This is a genomic window from Mesorhizobium sp. M8A.F.Ca.ET.218.01.1.1 (genome assembly GCF_004791165.1).
Taxonomy (GTDB): domain Bacteria; phylum Pseudomonadota; class Alphaproteobacteria; order Rhizobiales; family Rhizobiaceae; genus Mesorhizobium.
Window position 1 is genome coordinate 128,682 of record NZ_SRUZ01000008.1, and the last position, 15,360, is coordinate 144,041.

Consider the following 15,360-nt stretch of genomic DNA (forward strand, 5'->3'; position numbering starts at 1 on the left):
TAGCTTGTCCTAGCTTCGGCTGCCCGACCTAAGGGCTGGGCCGAACCGGCTTCTGCCAGATCGCCCGCCGTCGAAAGCGGGCGGGCTTCCATCGTGGCGTGAGCTTTTCGACTGTTTGGAAGGGACCGCTGGGCCGCGCATTCAGATCGCGCCGCCCCGTGCTCCGGGAACTGCCCTTAGGCAGCCTGTTCCCAGAGGTTATGCAGCCTTCTTCATCCGTGCCAGCGTATCGGCCACCTCCTCGCCGAAGGAGGACGGCGTCGGCACGATGATGACGCCGGCATGGCCCATGCGGCGGCCTTTCGGGCAGACAGGCCGATGATCTGGGCGATCGGCAATCAGCCAAGAATGATGAAGCAAGGTGACTGACGTAACTCGGCCAGCCGGCGAGCTACCCCGTCCATCCCAGCCCAGCCGAGATGCAATTAATCGACACCAGCAAGGCGTCGGTTGCCCGCTTTTGATCCGTCGTCCTTGCCCTGACATCACGCAGCAGATCGACCTGCAGCCGGTGGATGTCGTCCATCTGCCGCCGCAGGCTGTCGAAACGCCGCTTGAACATCGGAAAGCGCTCGGAAAGATCACCCCCTGTGAGGTCGCCGATCAGGCGTCGCGTCAACTCGTACTCCCCGGCGATGCGGGCATAGATTCGTTTGGCGGCATCGCTGTCGGACACAAGGCCGGCGTAGAGCCGCGCGATCTCCATGTCGGCCTGGTAGAGCGTCTTCTCGGCTTCGTCGACGACCAGGCGGAAAAAGCGCGAGTGCTCGAACATGCGGGCCAGAAGGTCGCGCCCGACCTCGCCGCGCACCGCGACGAAGGCGCTCAGCGCGCTGCCGATGCCATACCAGCCGGTCAACAGATGACGGTTCTGGCTCCAGGCGAACACCCATGGAATGGCGCGCAGGTCGGCGATGCCGTTGGCGCCGAAACGGCGATCCGGCCGTGAGCCCATTTTCAGGAGCGCCAGTTCCGCGACCGGGCTCGCCTGGTTGAAATAATCGAGGAAGCCGGGCTCGGCCATCAGCGTGGCATAGGATGCCTGCGACATACCGGCGAGCGCCTCGAGCGCTTCGTCGAACTCCGGCGTCTCCTTCGTCTCGGCATCGCCCGGCGATCCGACGCTGTGGGCCAGAACGGCGGCGGCGAGGATCTCGAGCTGGTTGAGGCCGGTGCCGCGATTGGCGAATTTCGACGATACAACCTCGCCTTGCTCGGTCACCCGCATGGTGCCGGCGACGGTGCCTTGCGGCTGCGCCGCGATCGCCCGGCCGGTCGGCGCGCCGCCACGGCTGACGGAGCCGCCGCGGCCGTGAAAGAAACTGATCCCAACCTTGTGCTTGCGCCCGACGGCAGCGAGCCGCTTCTGCGCTTTGGCCAGTTCCCAATTGGAGGCGAGGAAGCCGCCGTCCTTGTTGGAATCGGAATAGCCGAGCATGATTTCCTGGCGCGCGCCGAAATCGCGCACCGTGCGCCTCACCAGCGAGACGTCGAGCAATCCGTTCAATATGCCAGGGGCGGCCTGCAGGTCGGCGATGGTCTCGAACAAGGGCACGATCCGCAGCCTGATTGTGCCGCCGGCGGGCGCGGTCGAAAGTCCGCAATATTGCGCCAGCAGATAGACCGCGAGCAGATCGTCGGCGGAGCGGGTCATCGAGAGAACGAAAGAGCCGACAGCCTCGGGATCAGAGCTGGAGATGTGCCTGGCGATGACGGAGAATGTCGAAAGCAGTTCGCCTGCTTCAGCCGAGAGCCGCCCAGCGTCTATCTCCAGCCGCTCGCCCTCGCTGATGGCTTTGCGAATGCGCGCCGACCATTGCGGCGTGCCAGCCGCGACCGGATCGGCGGGGTTCGTCAGCGCAAACAGTTCGGCCAGCACGCGGTTGACGACCGTGGAGTTCTGCCTGAGGTCGAGCGAGACGGTGCGGAAGCCGAAGCTGCCGACCTGCCAGAGCAGAGGCTGGACGAAACGCCTGGCCACCGCGCGCCCGCCGATTGCTTCGAGAACGCTCGACAGCCCCTCCAGATCGGCACGAAACGCGTCCGGCGACGGGTACGCCGCCGCACCGCCGTCCCGTGTCGCCTCCAGCCGGGCAAGCAGGGCCGAAGCGAATTGGCGGAGCGGTTCGTCAGGGTTGCGGGCGTTGATCCCATCGGCCTGTCGGCTTTTATCAAGCGCCGTTTGCAGCACCGGCTTGAAGCTCGCCGGCAGGTCGATGACGTTCGAGCTGGCGCTGAGCACCGTCACCAGCCGCTGCATCTGCGCCAGATACCAGCCTATGGCCGTATCGCGGTATTCGGCCAGGGCATGGGCGGTGACGGCGGCCGTCACATTCGGGTTGCCGTCGCGATCGCCGCCGATCCACGAGGCATAGCGCATGAAGGAGGGGATTCTGATCGGCGCTGCCGGATAATGGCGCTCGAGGGCGCCTTCCAGCTTGCCATAGAGCTGCGGCGTTGCCTCGAAGATGACTTCACGAAAGAAATGCAGGCCCCAGGCGATTTCGCGTTCGACCGTCGGGCGCTCCAGCCGCAGCTCGCCCGTCATCCACAGAAGCTCGATCTCGCTTTCCAGATCGGCGACCAGCAGGTCGCGTTCGCGCGGCGCCCAGCGCGGCTGGTCGAGTTCGGTCAGCTTGCGGTAGATACGGCGATGGATCTCCAGCATCGTGACGCGTTTGGCCTCCGTCGGGTGCGCGGTCATGGTCGGGCCGACGCAGAGTTCGTCGAGCCTGGCCTGGACCTGCTCCGCCGAATGGCCGTTCGCCGCCATCCGCGCGATCACGCTAGCGAAGGAGCCGGGCACGTCGTCGACACCGGTGCCTTGTTCGAGTTCGCGGCGCGCCCGCATGGCGAGCAACTCGTCGGCAATGGCGAGCAGCTGGAACCAGACGCCGCTCGCCTGAAGCGCCGGGATGCGCTGCTCCGCGGCAAGCGAGACAAGCGACCGACGTCCGGTCAGAACGGCGGCGATCTCCGGCTCCCGCGCGCTTGCGACCTGAAGCAGCAGGCGCAACAAGAGGCTGCGCTCGTCCTCCCGAAATTTGATGCGTCTGCTCTGTTCCAAACGCTTCAAGCCGCCTTCTTCGTTCGCTCCAAAGTCTCGGCCACGACGTCGCCGAAGGACGACGGCGTCGGCACGATGATGACGCCGGCCTCTTTCAGGATCTCGACCTTCTCCTGCGCGGACTCACCGAAAGCCGAGATGATGGCGCCGGCATGGCCCATGCGGCGGCCTTTCGGGGCGGAAAGCCCGGCAATGTAGGCGATCAGCGGCTTCCTCATATTGTCGCGCGCCCAGATCGCGGCTTCGGCTTCCTGCGGCCCGCCGATCTCGCCAATCATCACCACGGCGTCGGTCTCGTCGTCCTGCTCGAACAGCTTCAGAACGTCCTTGAAGGAGGAGCCGTTGATCGGATCGCCGCCGATGCCGACGCTGGTCGAGACGCCGATGCCGAGCGCCTTCATCTGCGAGGCGGCCTCGTAACCCAGCGTGCCCGACCGCCCGACTATGCCGACGCGGCCTGGAAGGTAGATGCTGCCGGGCATGATGCCCATCAGCGCCTGTCCCGGCGTGATGATGCCGGCGCAATTCGGCCCGACCAGCCGCATGCGGTCCTCGAAGCGGTAGCGGCGCATGTAGCGCTTGACCTGCATCATGTCCTGCGAGGGGATGCCGTCGGTGATGCAGACGCAGAGTTTTATTCCCGCGTCCGCGGCCTCCATGATCGAATCGGCGGCGAAGGGCGGCGGCACGAAGACGATGCTGGCCTCGGCACGGGTTTCGCGCACCGCGCCCTTGACGGTGTTGAAGATCGGCAGGCCAAGATGCGTCTGGCCGCCCTTGCCGGGGGTGACGCCGCCGACGAGCTTGGTGCCGTAGCGCTTCATGTCCTCGGCATGGAATCTGCCGATCTTGCCTGTGAAACCTTGCACGATGACGCGCGTGCTGCGGTTGAGCAGGATTGCCATTTTTCTGTCCTCCCTCAGGCTGCTTTTTTCTTGGTGGCCGCGCGCCATGCGGCGACGGCTTTTTCGGCGGCTTCGGCGAGCGTGTCGGCGACAATCACCGCCTCGCCGGAATCGGCCAGGATCTTGCGTCCTTCCTCGGCCCTGGTGCCGGACAGCCGCACCACCAGCGGCACGCTGACGCCGACCTCGCGGATCGCCTTGATGACGCCCTCGGCAACCCAGTCGCAGCGGTTGATGCCGGCGAAGATGTTGACCAGGATGGTTTCGACATTCTTGTCGCCGAGCACGGCGCGGAAGGATTTCGCCACCCGCTCGGGCGAAGCGCCGCCGCCGATGTCGAGGAAGTTGGCCGGTTCGCCGCCGGCGATCTTGATCATGTCCATCGTCGCCATGGCGAGCCCGGCGCCGTTGATGATGCAGCCGATATTTCCGTCGAGGCCGACATAGGACAGGCCGCGGTCGCTGGCGAAGGTTTCGCGCGGGTCTTCCTGGCTCTTGTCGCGCAATTCGGAGATTTCCGGCCGCCGGAACAGCGCGTTCTCGTCGAACGACATCTTGGCGTCGAGCGCCACCAGGCTGCCGTCGCGGGTCACCACCAGCGGATTGATCTCCAGCATCGAGGCGTCGTAGTCGCGGAACACCTGATAGCAACTGAAGATGGTCTCGGTCGCCTTGCCGATCAGACTGTCCTCAAGCCCGAGCCCGAAGGCGATCTCGCGCGCCTGGAAGCGCTGCATGCCGACGCCCGGATCGACGGTGGCGCGGATAATGGAATCCGGCGCGCTTTCGGCGATCTCCTCGATCTCCATGCCGCCGGCGGCCGAGGCGACGATCATGACGCGCTCTTCCTTGCGGTCGAGCACGAAGCCGAGATAGAGCTCCTGCGCGATGTCGACGGCTTCCTCGAGATAGAGGCGCGAGATCAGCTTGCCGCGCGGGCCGGTCTGGTGGGTCACCAGCTTGCGCCCGAGCATGGCTTCGGCGGCGCTGGAAATCTCCTCGTCATTGGCGCAGAGCTTGATGCCGCCGGCCTTGCCGCGCGCGCCGGAATGAACCTGCGCTTTCAGCACCCATTTGCCGCCGCCGATTTCGCGCGCCCGGTAGGTGGCCTGCTCGGGGCTGTAAGCCAGGCCGCCGCGCGGCACATGCACTCCATGCCGGGCGAGCAGCTCCTTGGCCTGATATTCGTGGATGTCCATTTTTTCTCCTCCGCAAATCGTCAAAGTGCCGCGACGCGCGGCCCTCGTTGGCTAATTAAGCTGGCCGGCGCGTTCGATGGCGTCGTTGACCACCAGCACGTTGCGCGCCATGCGTTCCGAAGCGGCGTCGATCATCTTGCCGTCGAGTGCGGCGGCGCCTTTGCCTTGCGCCTCGGCTTCCTTCAGCACCTCCAGGATGCGGCGGGCGCGCGTGACTTCCTTCTCCGGCGGCGAGAACACGTCGTTGGCCAAAGCAATCTGCGAGGGATGGATCGCCCATTTGCCTTCGATGCCGAGTGCGGCGGCGCGCCGGGCGGCCGCCTTGTAGCCTTCCGGATCGGAGAAATCGCCGAACGGCCCGTCAACGGCGCGCAGACCATAGGCGCGGCAGGCGACCGTCATTCGCGACAGGGCGAAATGCCACTGGTCGCCGGGATAGTCGGGGTTGAGGCCGCCAATGTTGACGGTGCGCGCCTTGTTTGAGGCAGCATAGTCGGCAACGCCGAAATGCATCGCTTCCAGCCGGCCGGGCGTCGCGGCAATGGCCTCGACATTGGCCATGCCGAGCGCGGTCTCGATCAGCGCTTCCAAGCCGACACGGGTCGTGAATCCCTTGGCCATCTCGATCTGGTTGACCATGGCCTCGACCATGTAGAGATCGGCCGGCACGCCGACCTTCGGCACCAGGATCGTGTCCAGCCGGTCGCCGGCCTGTTCCATCACGTCGACCACGTCGCGGTACATATAGTGCGTGTCGAGGCCGTTGATGCGCACCGAGACTGTCTTGCCCTTTGCGCGCCAGTCGATGTCGTTGAGTGCCTGGATGATGTTCTTGCGGGCGCGTTCCTTGTCGGGCGGAGCGACAGCGTCCTCGATGTCGAGGAAGACGAAATCGGCGGCGCTGTTGGCCGCCTTGTCGATCATCTCCGGGCTGGAGCCGGGAACCGCCAGCTCGCTGCGCTGCAGCCTGAGCTTCTTGAGATGGTTGATGGTGTGGCTCATCTTCTCATCCTCAAGCGGCTTCGGCGACCGGCACCGCGGCCGAGGCGCGGAAATGCTGGATGGCGGCGCCGACTCCGGACCCCGGCGCCAGCCGCACGCCGCAATCGAGCAACGCCATTTCGGCCGCCGACAGCGAGGCCAGCACCATCACCTCGTTCAGCCAGCCGAGATGGCCGATACGGAAGACCTTGCCAGCCACCTTGTTGAGGCCGCCGCCAAGCGACGTCTGGTACTTCTGGTAGGCCTTTTTGACGATTTCAGCGCTGTCGATGCCTTCCGGCACGAGGATGGCGCTGACCGTGTCCGAGTGCCATTTCGGCGCCTTGGCGCAGAGTTTCAGCCCCCAGGCGTCGACCGCCTTGCGCACGCCTTCGCCAAGGCGATGGTGGCGGGCAAAGATATTCTCCAGCCCTTCCTCGGCGATGAGGTCGAGCGAGGCGCGCAGACCGCGCAGCAATTGCGTCGCCGGCGTGTAGGGAAAATAGCCGGCATCGTTGGCGCGGATCATGTCCTCGAAGGAGAAGAAGCAGCGCCGGTGGGTGGCGGTTCTCGAAGCGATGAGAGCCTTCTTGCTGACCGACAGGAAGCCGAGGCCGGCCGGCAGCATGAAGCCTTTCTGCGAACCACTGACGGCGCAGTCGACGCCCCATTCCTCCTGGCGGAAGTCGATGGAGCCGATCGACGAGACGCCGTCGACGAAGAGGAGCGCTGGGTGGTTCGCATCGTCGAGCGCCGCGCGGCAGCCGGCGACGTCGCTGGTGACGCCGGTCGCGGTCTCGTTCTGCGTGCAGAAGATGGCCTTGATGCGGTGCGTCTTGTCCGCCTTCAGCCGCTCCGCATAGAGCTCGAGCGGAACGCCGGTTCCCCATTCGCAGTCGATCACGTCGACCTCGAAGCCGAGCCGCTCGGCCATGTCGACCCACAGATGCGAGAACTGGCCGAAGCGCGACATCAGCACGCGGTCGCCGGGGCTGAGCACATTGGTCATCGCCGCTTCCCAGGCGCCGGTGCCGGAGGACGGATAGATGAAGACGCGGCCGGTCTCGTTCTTGAACACCGCCTTGATGTCCTCGAACAGCGGCAGGGTGAGATTGGGGAAGGAGGCGGCGCGCATGTCCTCCATGGGCAGGTTCATCGCCTGCCGCACCTGCTCGGGAATGTTTGTGGGTCCTGGGATGAAGAGATGAGTGAACCCAGCCATGTACGAACTCCTCCGATCTTTTTGGATTGTGGAGGGAGTGTCGCGTCGATGCGGCCGGCCAACAACACCTTGCCGGGTAAGTAGTTGGCCCGCGCGGGTGGGGTGCTCCTACCCGGTTGGCCTACCCGATAGGTGACTTGGGGCTTCGGCGCTTCTCGCTCGAATAGAGCGCTACCGCCATGGCGCGGTTGCGGACATCCAGCTTGTCGTAGAGATTCTTGAGGTGATATTTCACCGTATTCTCGGAGATGCCGGTCCGGGTCGCGATCTGCAAATTGGTCCAGCCGTCGGACAGCACCGCCAGCAGTTCACGCTCGCGCACGGTCAGTCGAGACAGAGGCGTGTCGTTGACCTTGTTGATGTCGATATAGGGGATGCAGATGCGGCCGTGCGCGACCGCCAGGATCGTGTCGAAGATGATGGCGGGATCGTCGAACTGGAAGCAGTAGCCCTGCGCCCCCAGGCGCACGCACTGTTTCAGGATGCCGATGTCATGGTCGTTTGAAAAGACGGCGATGCGAACGTTGAGCTTGCTGCCCTGGACCTCGGCCAGGACGTCCGCGCCGTCCATGTCAGAGAGCTTCCAACCGATCACGGCGACATCGAACTCCTGTGCCGTGGCAAGCTCCAGGAAATGCCTGCCGCTTCGTACCGAGGCCAAAAGTTCGAACCGCCCGTCGCATTCCAGCATTTCGCGCAGAGCCGATATGACGAGCGGATTGCGTTCGGCGACGACCACGCGAACGCGCCGCTCTTCGATTGCCTTGTTCTCTGTCCGTGACCTGATCTTCAAGGGCTTCCGGCTTTTTTGTTGCGGCCTGGCGGGTCCTGGCGATGCCTGGACCTGCGTCATGGTAATTCTGCCCCAATGGCGCGAGGGTGCTCTTTCCCCAGCGACATCAGCTGTCGCGCCGCCGGAAGCCGAAGGGCGCCCTTCTTTTGATGAAATCGATAGTCCGCGCGCGCATGACAACACGGCATCGGCGAAGCCCGACGTGAGCGGGCAAGCATGCGTTTGACCTGAGATTCCCGAGCGTTAGAAGGCCATGTTGCGAAGTTGAAGCGTGTTGGGCCGACGTCGCTTTTGCACAGGCACCGGGCCGAAAAACCGGTTTCCACTTTGCGGACTCATGGTCTAGACCTGATTTGCACCTTTTCCGGGATTCTGATGGCGGGAGGCGCTGGTGGAAGGCCAGGACGAACGGACGACGGGCGCCAAGGCCGCCGACGAGCACCACGCCGACATCTATGGCGAGGACGGTGCCGTCCTTTCGTCCTTCCTCGCCCGGATTGGTGCGGCGATCGCCGACCGCGACACGCTGACCCTCAAGCGTGAAGTCGACGACCTGCATCAGTCGGAACTTGGCGACCTCATCGAGGCGCTGCACCCCGAACAACGGCTTGCCTTGGTCGATCTGCTGGGCGCCGACTTCGACTTCTCCGCTTTGACCGAAGTCGACGAGGCGATCCGCATGGATATCGTCGACAACCTGCCCAATGCGCAAATCGCGCAGGCGGTGCAGGAGCTCGATTCCGACGATGCGGTCTACATCCTCGAAGACCTCGAGCCGGAAGACCAGGACGAGATCCTGTCGCAACTGCCGTTCACCGAGCGGATCAGGCTGCGCCGTTCGCTCGACTACCCGGAAGAGACCGCCGGAAGGCGCATGCAGACCGAGTTCGTCGCGGTGCCGCCCTTCTGGATGATCGGCCAGACCATCGACTACATGCGCGAGGACAAGAACCTTCCCGAGCGCTTCAGCCAGATCTTCGTCATCGATCCGACCTTCAAGCTGTTGGGCGCCATCGATCTCGACCAGATCCTGCGCACCAAGCGCGCGGTCAAGGTCGAGGAAGTCATGCATGAGACGCGGCACGCCATCCCGGCCACCATGGACCAGGAAGAGGCGGCGCGGGAATTCGAACAATACGATCTTTTGTCGGCGGCCGTGGTCGACGAGAACGAGCGGCTGGTCGGCGTGCTGACCATCGACGACGTCGTCGACGTCATCCAGCAGGAAGCGGAGGAAGACCTGCTGCGCATGGGCGGCGTCGGCGACGAAGAACTCTCCGACAGCATTCTGGCGACCTCGCGCTCGCGCGTTCCCTGGCTGCTCGTCAATCTCTTGACCGCATTTCTGGCGGCATCGGTGATCGGCCTGTTCGACCACACGATCGAGCGGATCGTGGCGCTCGCCGTGCTGATGCCGATCGTGGCCGGCATGGGCGGCAATGCCGGGTCGCAGACCATGACCGTCACCGTGCGGGCGCTGGCGACCAGGGATCTCGACATCTACAATGCCGGCCGCATCATCCGGCGCGAAATGGGCGTCGGCTTCATCAACGGCATCGTCTTCGCCATCCTGATCGGCATCGTCGCGGCGGCGTGGTTTCGCGATCCTAATCTGGGCGGCATCATCGCCGCGGCGATGATCATCAACATGTTCGTGGCGGCCCTTGCCGGCATCCTGATCCCGCTGCTGCTCGACCGCTTCAAGGTCGATCCCGCGGTCGCTTCGGCGGTTTTCGTCACCACGGTCACCGATGTCGTTGGATTCTTTGCCTTCCTCGGCCTCGCGACCTGGTGGTTCGGCGTCCGGTAAGTGTCTCAATTGACTTTTACGTAAATGCCGTGCGAGGCTCGTGCGGGGGTGCCGGGTTCGATTCCGGCGGGCAAGGGTTTGGTTCGGGACAGATGGGCGACGCCGCATGGCGATCACCCGGAATTCCGGCATGGAGTGACAATGCGGGAATATTATTCGATCACCGAACTGACCCGCGAATTCGACGTGTCGACGCGGACGCTGCGTTTCTACGAAGACGAGGGGTTGGTGCAGCCGGTGCGGCGCGGCCGCACCCGTCTGTTTCGCCCTTCCGACCGCCATCTCATCCGGCAGATCATGCGTGGAAAACGGCTCGGCTTCTCGATCAACGAGATCCGCGAGATCATCCAGATGTACAAGGAGCCGCCGGGCGAGGTCGGGCAGCTCAAGCTGATGATCAAGCGCATCGAGGAAAAGCGCGAGGATCTCAGGCAGAAGCGCCGCGACCTCGAGGAGACGCTGGCCGAACTCGACCAGGCCGAAGAGTCCTGCGTCGAGCGGCTGGTCGAGCTCGGCGTCAATACCTGACCTGTGCGGTTGCTCCGATGCCTCGCCGCCAGGAACTGTGAAGGCTTGAACCGGCGGTCGATCACGTCATGTTCATCACTCTCGCTTGGCTGTTTGTCGCCGCTGTCACCGTCCACAATCTGGAGGAGGCGGTTTTCCTGCCTGCCTGGTCCGAGCAGGTGGGGCGCTGGCACCGTCCCCTCGCGGCCAACGAATTCCGGTTCGCGGTGTTCGTGCTGGTTGTTCTTGCTGGCGTTGCGGCTTTGCTCGCCACCGTGCAGGGACGGGAGAGTTTCGGCGCCTACGTCCTGTCGGGCTATGCGCTTGCGATGCTGCTCAACGTGGCTTTTCCACATCTCCTCGTCACAATGGTCACGCGCCGCTATATGCCGGGGACCGCGACCGCTCTCGCATTGAACCTGCCGGTCACCGCGGCTCTGCTGCATCAGGCATTTCGCGAGGGATATATTTCGGCGACCGGCTTCGCCTTGACGGCGCCCGCCATTGTCCTGGCCATCGTGCTTCTGCTCCCGGTGCTGTTTTATGTCGGCCGGAAACTGCTTCCGGACACGGCAGGCGCTCCAGGCAAGGCTTCTGACTGATCCCGCCGGACCTCAGATCCAGCGCCGCACGCGTTTGACGTAGTCGCGGTATTTCTTGCCGAATTTCGCCGCCAACATCTTTTCCTCGCGCTCGATCGCGACCTTCTGGGTGACGAAGGCGGCGACGAAGGCAAGCAGGAAGAACCAGGCGATGCCCGAGACGAAGGCAACGCCGATCAGCATCAGTGTGTTGGCCAGGTACATCGGATTGCGGGTGACGCCGAAGGGACCGGTCGTGACGAGATGATCGGGCACGGCGTTGGGATTGAGCGTTGTCCTGGCCCGTATCATGGTGCGGATCGCGGTGAACCAGAGGACGGCGACAGCGAACAAAGCCACCCAACCGGCGGCGAACAGGATGTCGCCCAGCAGGTCGCCGATCCAGGGCAGGGGATAGAGCAGGCCGAGGATGATGCTGAGGGCGATTGCGGCGACGTAGATCACCGGCGGCCACGGTATCAGCCCAGGCTTCGGCTCCGTCATTGCGTCCCTCCCTCCGTCATCTTGTCCTCGGTCTTGGCGGTACACGTTGCGGCAAGATCGGACAGATGCGCCCTGAAGTCCGCAGTCTGGTCGTTGTTGTAGAGCCGATCAAGAGAGCCTTCACCGTCGAGAGTCTCGAGCATACAGCCGCAATAGCTCGAACAGAAGGTTGCGTTGCGCATCTGCTCGCACGAGCGCTGGCAGGTTTTCAGGAAATTGACCCGCGGGGGGTCGACCTGCGCGGGCATCACTTGCGAGAACAGCCAGACGCAACCGATCAGCAGCGGCTGGTGGATCAGGTAGAAGGCCAGGCTGTGGCGGCCGATGAAGACCAGAGGATTGGCCCAGCGGCCTGGCACGCGGCTCGCCAGACGTGCCCGTATACCGGAAGCGGAAGTGAGTTTCGCCGCCCCGAGGCCGAGAAGCACGGCGCCGAACCATGGAAACAGCGGCACATAGTCGTTGGAGCGCGGATTGATCGCCGACAGGCCGATCCACCACAGCCACGGATGATCGAGGGCCTCGAAGCGCAGGTAGGCTGGCGCCGCGATGACGAGCGCGGCGACGACAAGCGTCAGCAGCGCCGGCAGGCGCAGGAAGGCGAGGCCAAGCAGGCTCGCCAGCGCGATCTCGTGCAGGATGCCGAAGAAAATGAATCCGTCGGGCGTGGCGATGCGGGTGACGACCGATATGGCGACCGCCGCGCCTGCAACCATGGCGAACCGCTTCCAGAAACCGTTCCAGCGGATTTGTCCGCCATGGGCGAGATAGAGGCTGACGCCGACCAGGAACAGGAAGGTCGAAGCGATGCAGCGGGCGTAGATCTTCCACCAGCCGAAGGCGGTGAGGCCAGGGTCGGTGTAACCGAAGAATTCCAGGTCCCAGGTGAAGTGGTAGCTCGCCATCGCGATCAACGCGATGCCGCGCACGATGTCGATGGCGACGATTCGCTTCGATGGCTCCGGAACGGGTGCGGTCGGCGTGTTGATGCTCATGGTCTCGTGATCTGATTCAGCCCCTCCAAGACGACTATCACGGTTGCACCGGATAGAAGAAGACCGGTCGTCCTGGCCCGGACCGCGCGGCGGAGCCCGCGCCAGCCGCCGGGTTTGGGCCAGCGCGGGAAAGCCTTTGACCGGCTTCGCTTTTTGCCGGGTGTGCGTCGGTTTCCTCTTAATGGGCCTGAAATGTCCGCGCCAGATTTGGCGCCGCGATTCTGTTTGGGGAAGCAATGTCCACCCATGTGCGCCATCCGATCTGGCTTCCGGCCCTCAAGGCCGCGGACGCGCGCACCTTCGCCTCGCTCTACGCGGTCGAATCCTTCGCCCGCGCCATGGTGTCGAGCGTCATCCCGATCCAGGCCTACGAAATCCTGCACAACGAGCAGGTCGTCTCGATCCTCTACACCGTCGTGTCGCTGCTCGGCCTGTCGGTGACCCTGTTCATGCCGATGCTGATCCGCCGCTTCGCGCGGCGGTGGGTGTACACCGCCGGCGCCTGCCTGCTTGCCATAGGCTCGCTGTTCTTCGTTTCCCATACGCTCGCCGGGCAACTGGCCGGCATGCTGTGCCGCGTCATGGGCGCCAGCGCGCTGTCGATCACGCTCAACCTCTACATCATGGACCACATCCGCAAGACCGACTTCATGCAGGCCGAATCGCTGCGCATGGCGTGGTCGATGGTTGCCTGGACCTGTGGGCCGACGCTCGGCATCTTTCTTTACGCGCATTTCGGCATCTATGCCGCGCATGGTGCGGTGGCGGTGTTCGCCCTGGCCTTGCTGGCGCTGTTCTGGACCTACCGGCTGGGTGACAACCCGTCGATCCGCCCGGGTAAGACGCGGCCGGCCAATCCGCTCGCCAATATCGGCCGCTTCGTGGCGCAGCCGAGGCTCAGACTCGCCTGGCTGATCGCCTTCGGCCGCTCCTGCTTCTGGACGACATTCTTCGTCTATGGGCCGCTGTTCATGGTCATCACCGGGCAGGGCGATATCGCCGGCGGCCTGCTGGTCTCGGCCGGCAACGCGCTTTTGTTCATGGCTATCTTCTGGGGCAAGGCAGGAAAGCGCTTTGGCGGCCGGCGCACCATGACGTTTGCCTATTTCGCCATGTCGGCATCGCTGCTGGCCGCCGGCACGATCGGAGCGACAGCACCGTTGCTGACCGGCGCCTTCCTGTTGTGCGGCGCCTTCTTCACCATCGCGCTCGACGCCCTGGGTTCGACCGCCTTCATGCGCTCGGTACGCTCCTATGAGCGGGCGCAGATGGCGGCGGTCTACCGCACCTATCTCGATTTTTCCGAACTGACGCCGCCGCTGGTCTATTCGGTGGTGCTGGCGTTCTTCGGCCTGGGATCGGTGTTCGTCACCCTCAGCCTGCTGGCGGCGTTTTGCGGCTTCATGACCTGGCGCTACCTGCCGAAGTCCCTGTAGGTATGTCGATATTCAGGTGATGCCGGCCTGACCTGAATCTCGACATACCCTCATGTCACCGCCGCATGGCGCTCGCGCACCCAATTGTGGAAGCGGTGCAGATCATATTCCTCGGGCATCAGCACGCCGGCTGTGTGGCGCATCGAGCGCAAGCCCTTCTGGTTGACCTCGCAGATGGCGGCGTCCTCCTCCAGCACCTGTGTGCCAAAGGTGATGATGTTGTCGATATCGGTCTCGGCGAGGGCCTCGGGCGCGAACAGCCACTCCGCGACAAGCTCCGTCTGTTCGGGACCGAGCGGCACCAGGCGCACGGTCCTGACATAGTCGACATGGCCGACGATGAACATCGAGGGCAGGCTGGTGGCATAGGTCTGGCCGGCGCTGCGTTCCGCCGGCTTCAGCCCTGAGAAGACCGGCCCGTGCGTCTGGCCGTCGCGCGACCAGGTCTGGGCGCCTGCGCGCAAGCCGCCGGAAAATTCCGGCGCGTCATTGTCGGCGTGGCGGAGCCATTCGGGATCGTCATGCCGGCTCATCAGGCCGCGGCCATAGATCGGCACCAGCCGCGACAGGTCCTTGTGGACGCCCGGACAGTGCAGGCACTCGTTGAAGTTTTCCCAAAAGATCTTCCAGTTGCAGTTCATGACCTTGCGCAGCACATGGCCTGAGACCAGCGTTTCGAGCGGCCAGTTGCCGAGGTTGCCGGACGCGGGATCGAAGGAGGATTGCGCCGAGCCGGCGGCATCTTCAGCAAGATTGACGAAGACGAAGCCGCGCCACACCGAGAGCGCGACGCGATAAAGCGGGTGATCGGCCTTGTCGAAGCCGTCAGGCAGCGATTTCGACGGCACGCGCACCAGCTCGCCGCGCAGCGAGTAGGACCAGGCGTGATACGGGCAGGTTATCAGCCGCGCTTTCAGGCGGCCCTCGCTCTCCTGGCAAAGCTGCGAGCCGCGATGGCGGCAGGTGTTGTGGAAGGCGCGCAGCTCACCTGTGTCGTCGCGCAGCACGAGGATGTCCTGCGTGCCGATGCGGAATCGGCGGAAGGCTAGCGGCTGCGCCAGATCGGCCTCGCGGCAGACGAGCAGCCAGTCTCTGTACCAGATGGCGTCGAGATCACGCTTATAGCTCTCCTGATCCCAATATGCCGATGAGGGCAGCGTCGGCTCGGTACGGGTCAGCCCGTTATAAGGATCGCGCTCGCTGGCATTGGGCTGCATGGCTGGCTTCCTGTGAGGCTTGCCAGCCGACACCCGGCCATGAAGTTTGTCAATCAGGACGGGATGGGAGCGGCTTTGCCGATACGACGCTCCTGCGCTGGCGGCTGTCGGAATTTGGTTTGCCGCGCGCGGCGAATTTCCCT

At 64.3% G+C, this 15,360-nt stretch carries 13 protein-coding genes; 4 read left to right on the top strand and 9 right to left on the bottom strand.

Features of this window, described 5'->3' with window-relative positions; genetic code table 11:
• Positions 1–391: 391 nt before the first annotated feature.
• From EN861_RS26700 to EN861_RS26725, 6 genes are all read right to left on the bottom strand, one after another.
• Positions 392–3,076 (bottom strand): phosphoenolpyruvate carboxylase, encoded by a 2,685-nt coding sequence (locus EN861_RS26700; protein ID WP_245512118.1) that lies wholly within the window; start codon positions 3,074–3,076, stop codon positions 392–394.
• Complete coding sequence (sucD, locus tag EN861_RS26705; protein ID WP_135866594.1) at positions 3,073–3,972, bottom strand: succinate--CoA ligase subunit alpha; 900 nt, start codon at positions 3,970–3,972, stop codon at positions 3,073–3,075. Before sucD ends, EN861_RS26700 begins: the two co-directional genes overlap by 4 nt.
• A gap of 14 nt (positions 3,973–3,986) precedes the next feature.
• Positions 3,987–5,171: a malate--CoA ligase subunit beta gene (locus EN861_RS26710; protein ID WP_127279351.1), complete on the bottom strand. Its 1,185-nt coding sequence runs from the start codon at positions 5,169–5,171 to the stop codon at positions 3,987–3,989.
• Positions 5,172–5,222: 51 nt separating this feature from the next.
• A complete protein-coding gene (locus tag EN861_RS26715) occupies positions 5,223–6,173 on the bottom strand; it encodes a CoA ester lyase (protein WP_127279350.1) in 951 nt (316 codons plus the stop codon).
• A gap of 10 nt (positions 6,174–6,183) precedes the next feature.
• On the bottom strand, positions 6,184–7,374 hold the full coding sequence (locus EN861_RS26720; RefSeq protein ID WP_135866596.1) for an aminotransferase class V-fold PLP-dependent enzyme: 1,191 nt from the start codon (positions 7,372–7,374) through the stop codon (positions 6,184–6,186).
• 121 nt (positions 7,375–7,495) lie between these two features.
• The gene (locus EN861_RS26725) at positions 7,496–8,167 is read right to left on the bottom strand and encodes a response regulator transcription factor (RefSeq protein ID WP_135866598.1); all 672 of its coding nucleotides are present in this window, start codon (positions 8,165–8,167) and stop codon (positions 7,496–7,498) included.
• A 391-nt stretch (positions 8,168–8,558) separates the two neighbouring features.
• Between EN861_RS26725 and mgtE the strand changes: the two genes are divergently transcribed.
• The 3 genes from mgtE (at position 8,559) to EN861_RS26740 (ending at position 11,086) form a co-directional block, all read left to right on the top strand.
• The gene (mgtE, locus tag EN861_RS26730; RefSeq protein ID WP_135866601.1) at positions 8,559–9,977 is read left to right on the top strand and encodes a magnesium transporter; all 1,419 of its coding nucleotides are present in this window, start codon (positions 8,559–8,561) and stop codon (positions 9,975–9,977) included.
• 141 nt (positions 9,978–10,118) lie between these two features.
• Entirely contained in the window at positions 10,119–10,505 is a 387-nt protein-coding gene (locus EN861_RS26735; RefSeq protein ID WP_006203215.1) for a MerR family DNA-binding transcriptional regulator, read from the top strand.
• A 68-nt stretch (positions 10,506–10,573) separates the two neighbouring features.
• Positions 10,574–11,086: an HXXEE domain-containing protein gene (locus EN861_RS26740; RefSeq protein WP_135866603.1), complete on the top strand. Its 513-nt coding sequence runs from the start codon at positions 10,574–10,576 to the stop codon at positions 11,084–11,086.
• A gap of 12 nt (positions 11,087–11,098) precedes the next feature.
• Here EN861_RS26740 and EN861_RS26745 read toward each other — a convergent pair whose 3' ends face one another.
• Together EN861_RS26745 and EN861_RS26750 are read right to left on the bottom strand one after the other, a co-directional pair.
• Positions 11,099–11,569, bottom strand: coding sequence for an isoprenylcysteine carboxylmethyltransferase family protein (locus EN861_RS26745; protein WP_135866605.1), 471 nt, complete (start codon positions 11,567–11,569; stop codon positions 11,099–11,101).
• Positions 11,566–12,564: a DUF1624 domain-containing protein gene (locus EN861_RS26750; protein WP_135866607.1), complete on the bottom strand. Its 999-nt coding sequence runs from the start codon at positions 12,562–12,564 to the stop codon at positions 11,566–11,568. Before EN861_RS26750 ends, EN861_RS26745 begins: the two co-directional genes overlap by 4 nt.
• Positions 12,565–12,800: 236 nt before the next feature.
• Between EN861_RS26750 and EN861_RS26755 the strand changes: the two genes are divergently transcribed.
• Complete coding sequence (locus EN861_RS26755; protein ID WP_135866609.1) at positions 12,801–14,000, top strand: MFS transporter; 1,200 nt, start codon at positions 12,801–12,803, stop codon at positions 13,998–14,000.
• 50 nt (positions 14,001–14,050) lie between these two features.
• On the opposite strand, the gene EN861_RS26760 is transcribed toward EN861_RS26755, so the two are convergent.
• Positions 14,051–15,217, bottom strand: a complete 1,167-nt coding sequence (locus EN861_RS26760) for an aromatic ring-hydroxylating dioxygenase subunit alpha (protein ID WP_127871565.1) — start codon at positions 15,215–15,217, stop codon at positions 14,051–14,053.
• Positions 15,218–15,360: the final 143 nt, after the last annotated feature.

What these genes read in the sequence shown, in the direction of transcription:
- EN861_RS26755 (WP_135866609.1), top strand. Translation starts at nt 12,801, where the DNA reads ATGTCCACCCATGTGCGCCATCCGATCTGGCTTCCGGCCCTCAAGGCC.
- sucD (WP_135866594.1), bottom strand. Translation starts at nt 3,972, where the DNA reads ATGGCAATCCTGCTCAACCGCAGCACGCGCGTCATCGTGCAAGGTTTC.
- EN861_RS26740 (WP_135866603.1), top strand. Translation starts at nt 10,574, where the DNA reads ATGTTCATCACTCTCGCTTGGCTGTTTGTCGCCGCTGTCACCGTCCAC.
- EN861_RS26750 (WP_135866607.1), bottom strand. Translation starts at nt 12,564, where the DNA reads ATGAGCATCAACACGCCGACCGCACCCGTTCCGGAGCCATCGAAGCGA.
- EN861_RS26710 (WP_127279351.1), bottom strand. Translation starts at nt 5,171, where the DNA reads ATGGACATCCACGAATATCAGGCCAAGGAGCTGCTCGCCCGGCATGGA.
- EN861_RS26745 (WP_135866605.1), bottom strand. Translation starts at nt 11,569, where the DNA reads ATGACGGAGCCGAAGCCTGGGCTGATACCGTGGCCGCCGGTGATCTAC.
- EN861_RS26735 (WP_006203215.1), top strand. Translation starts at nt 10,119, where the DNA reads ATGCGGGAATATTATTCGATCACCGAACTGACCCGCGAATTCGACGTG.
- EN861_RS26715 (WP_127279350.1), bottom strand. Translation starts at nt 6,173, where the DNA reads ATGAGCCACACCATCAACCATCTCAAGAAGCTCAGGCTGCAGCGCAGC.
- EN861_RS26720 (WP_135866596.1), bottom strand. Translation starts at nt 7,374, where the DNA reads ATGGCTGGGTTCACTCATCTCTTCATCCCAGGACCCACAAACATTCCC.
- EN861_RS26760 (WP_127871565.1), bottom strand. Translation starts at nt 15,217, where the DNA reads ATGCAGCCCAATGCCAGCGAGCGCGATCCTTATAACGGGCTGACCCGT.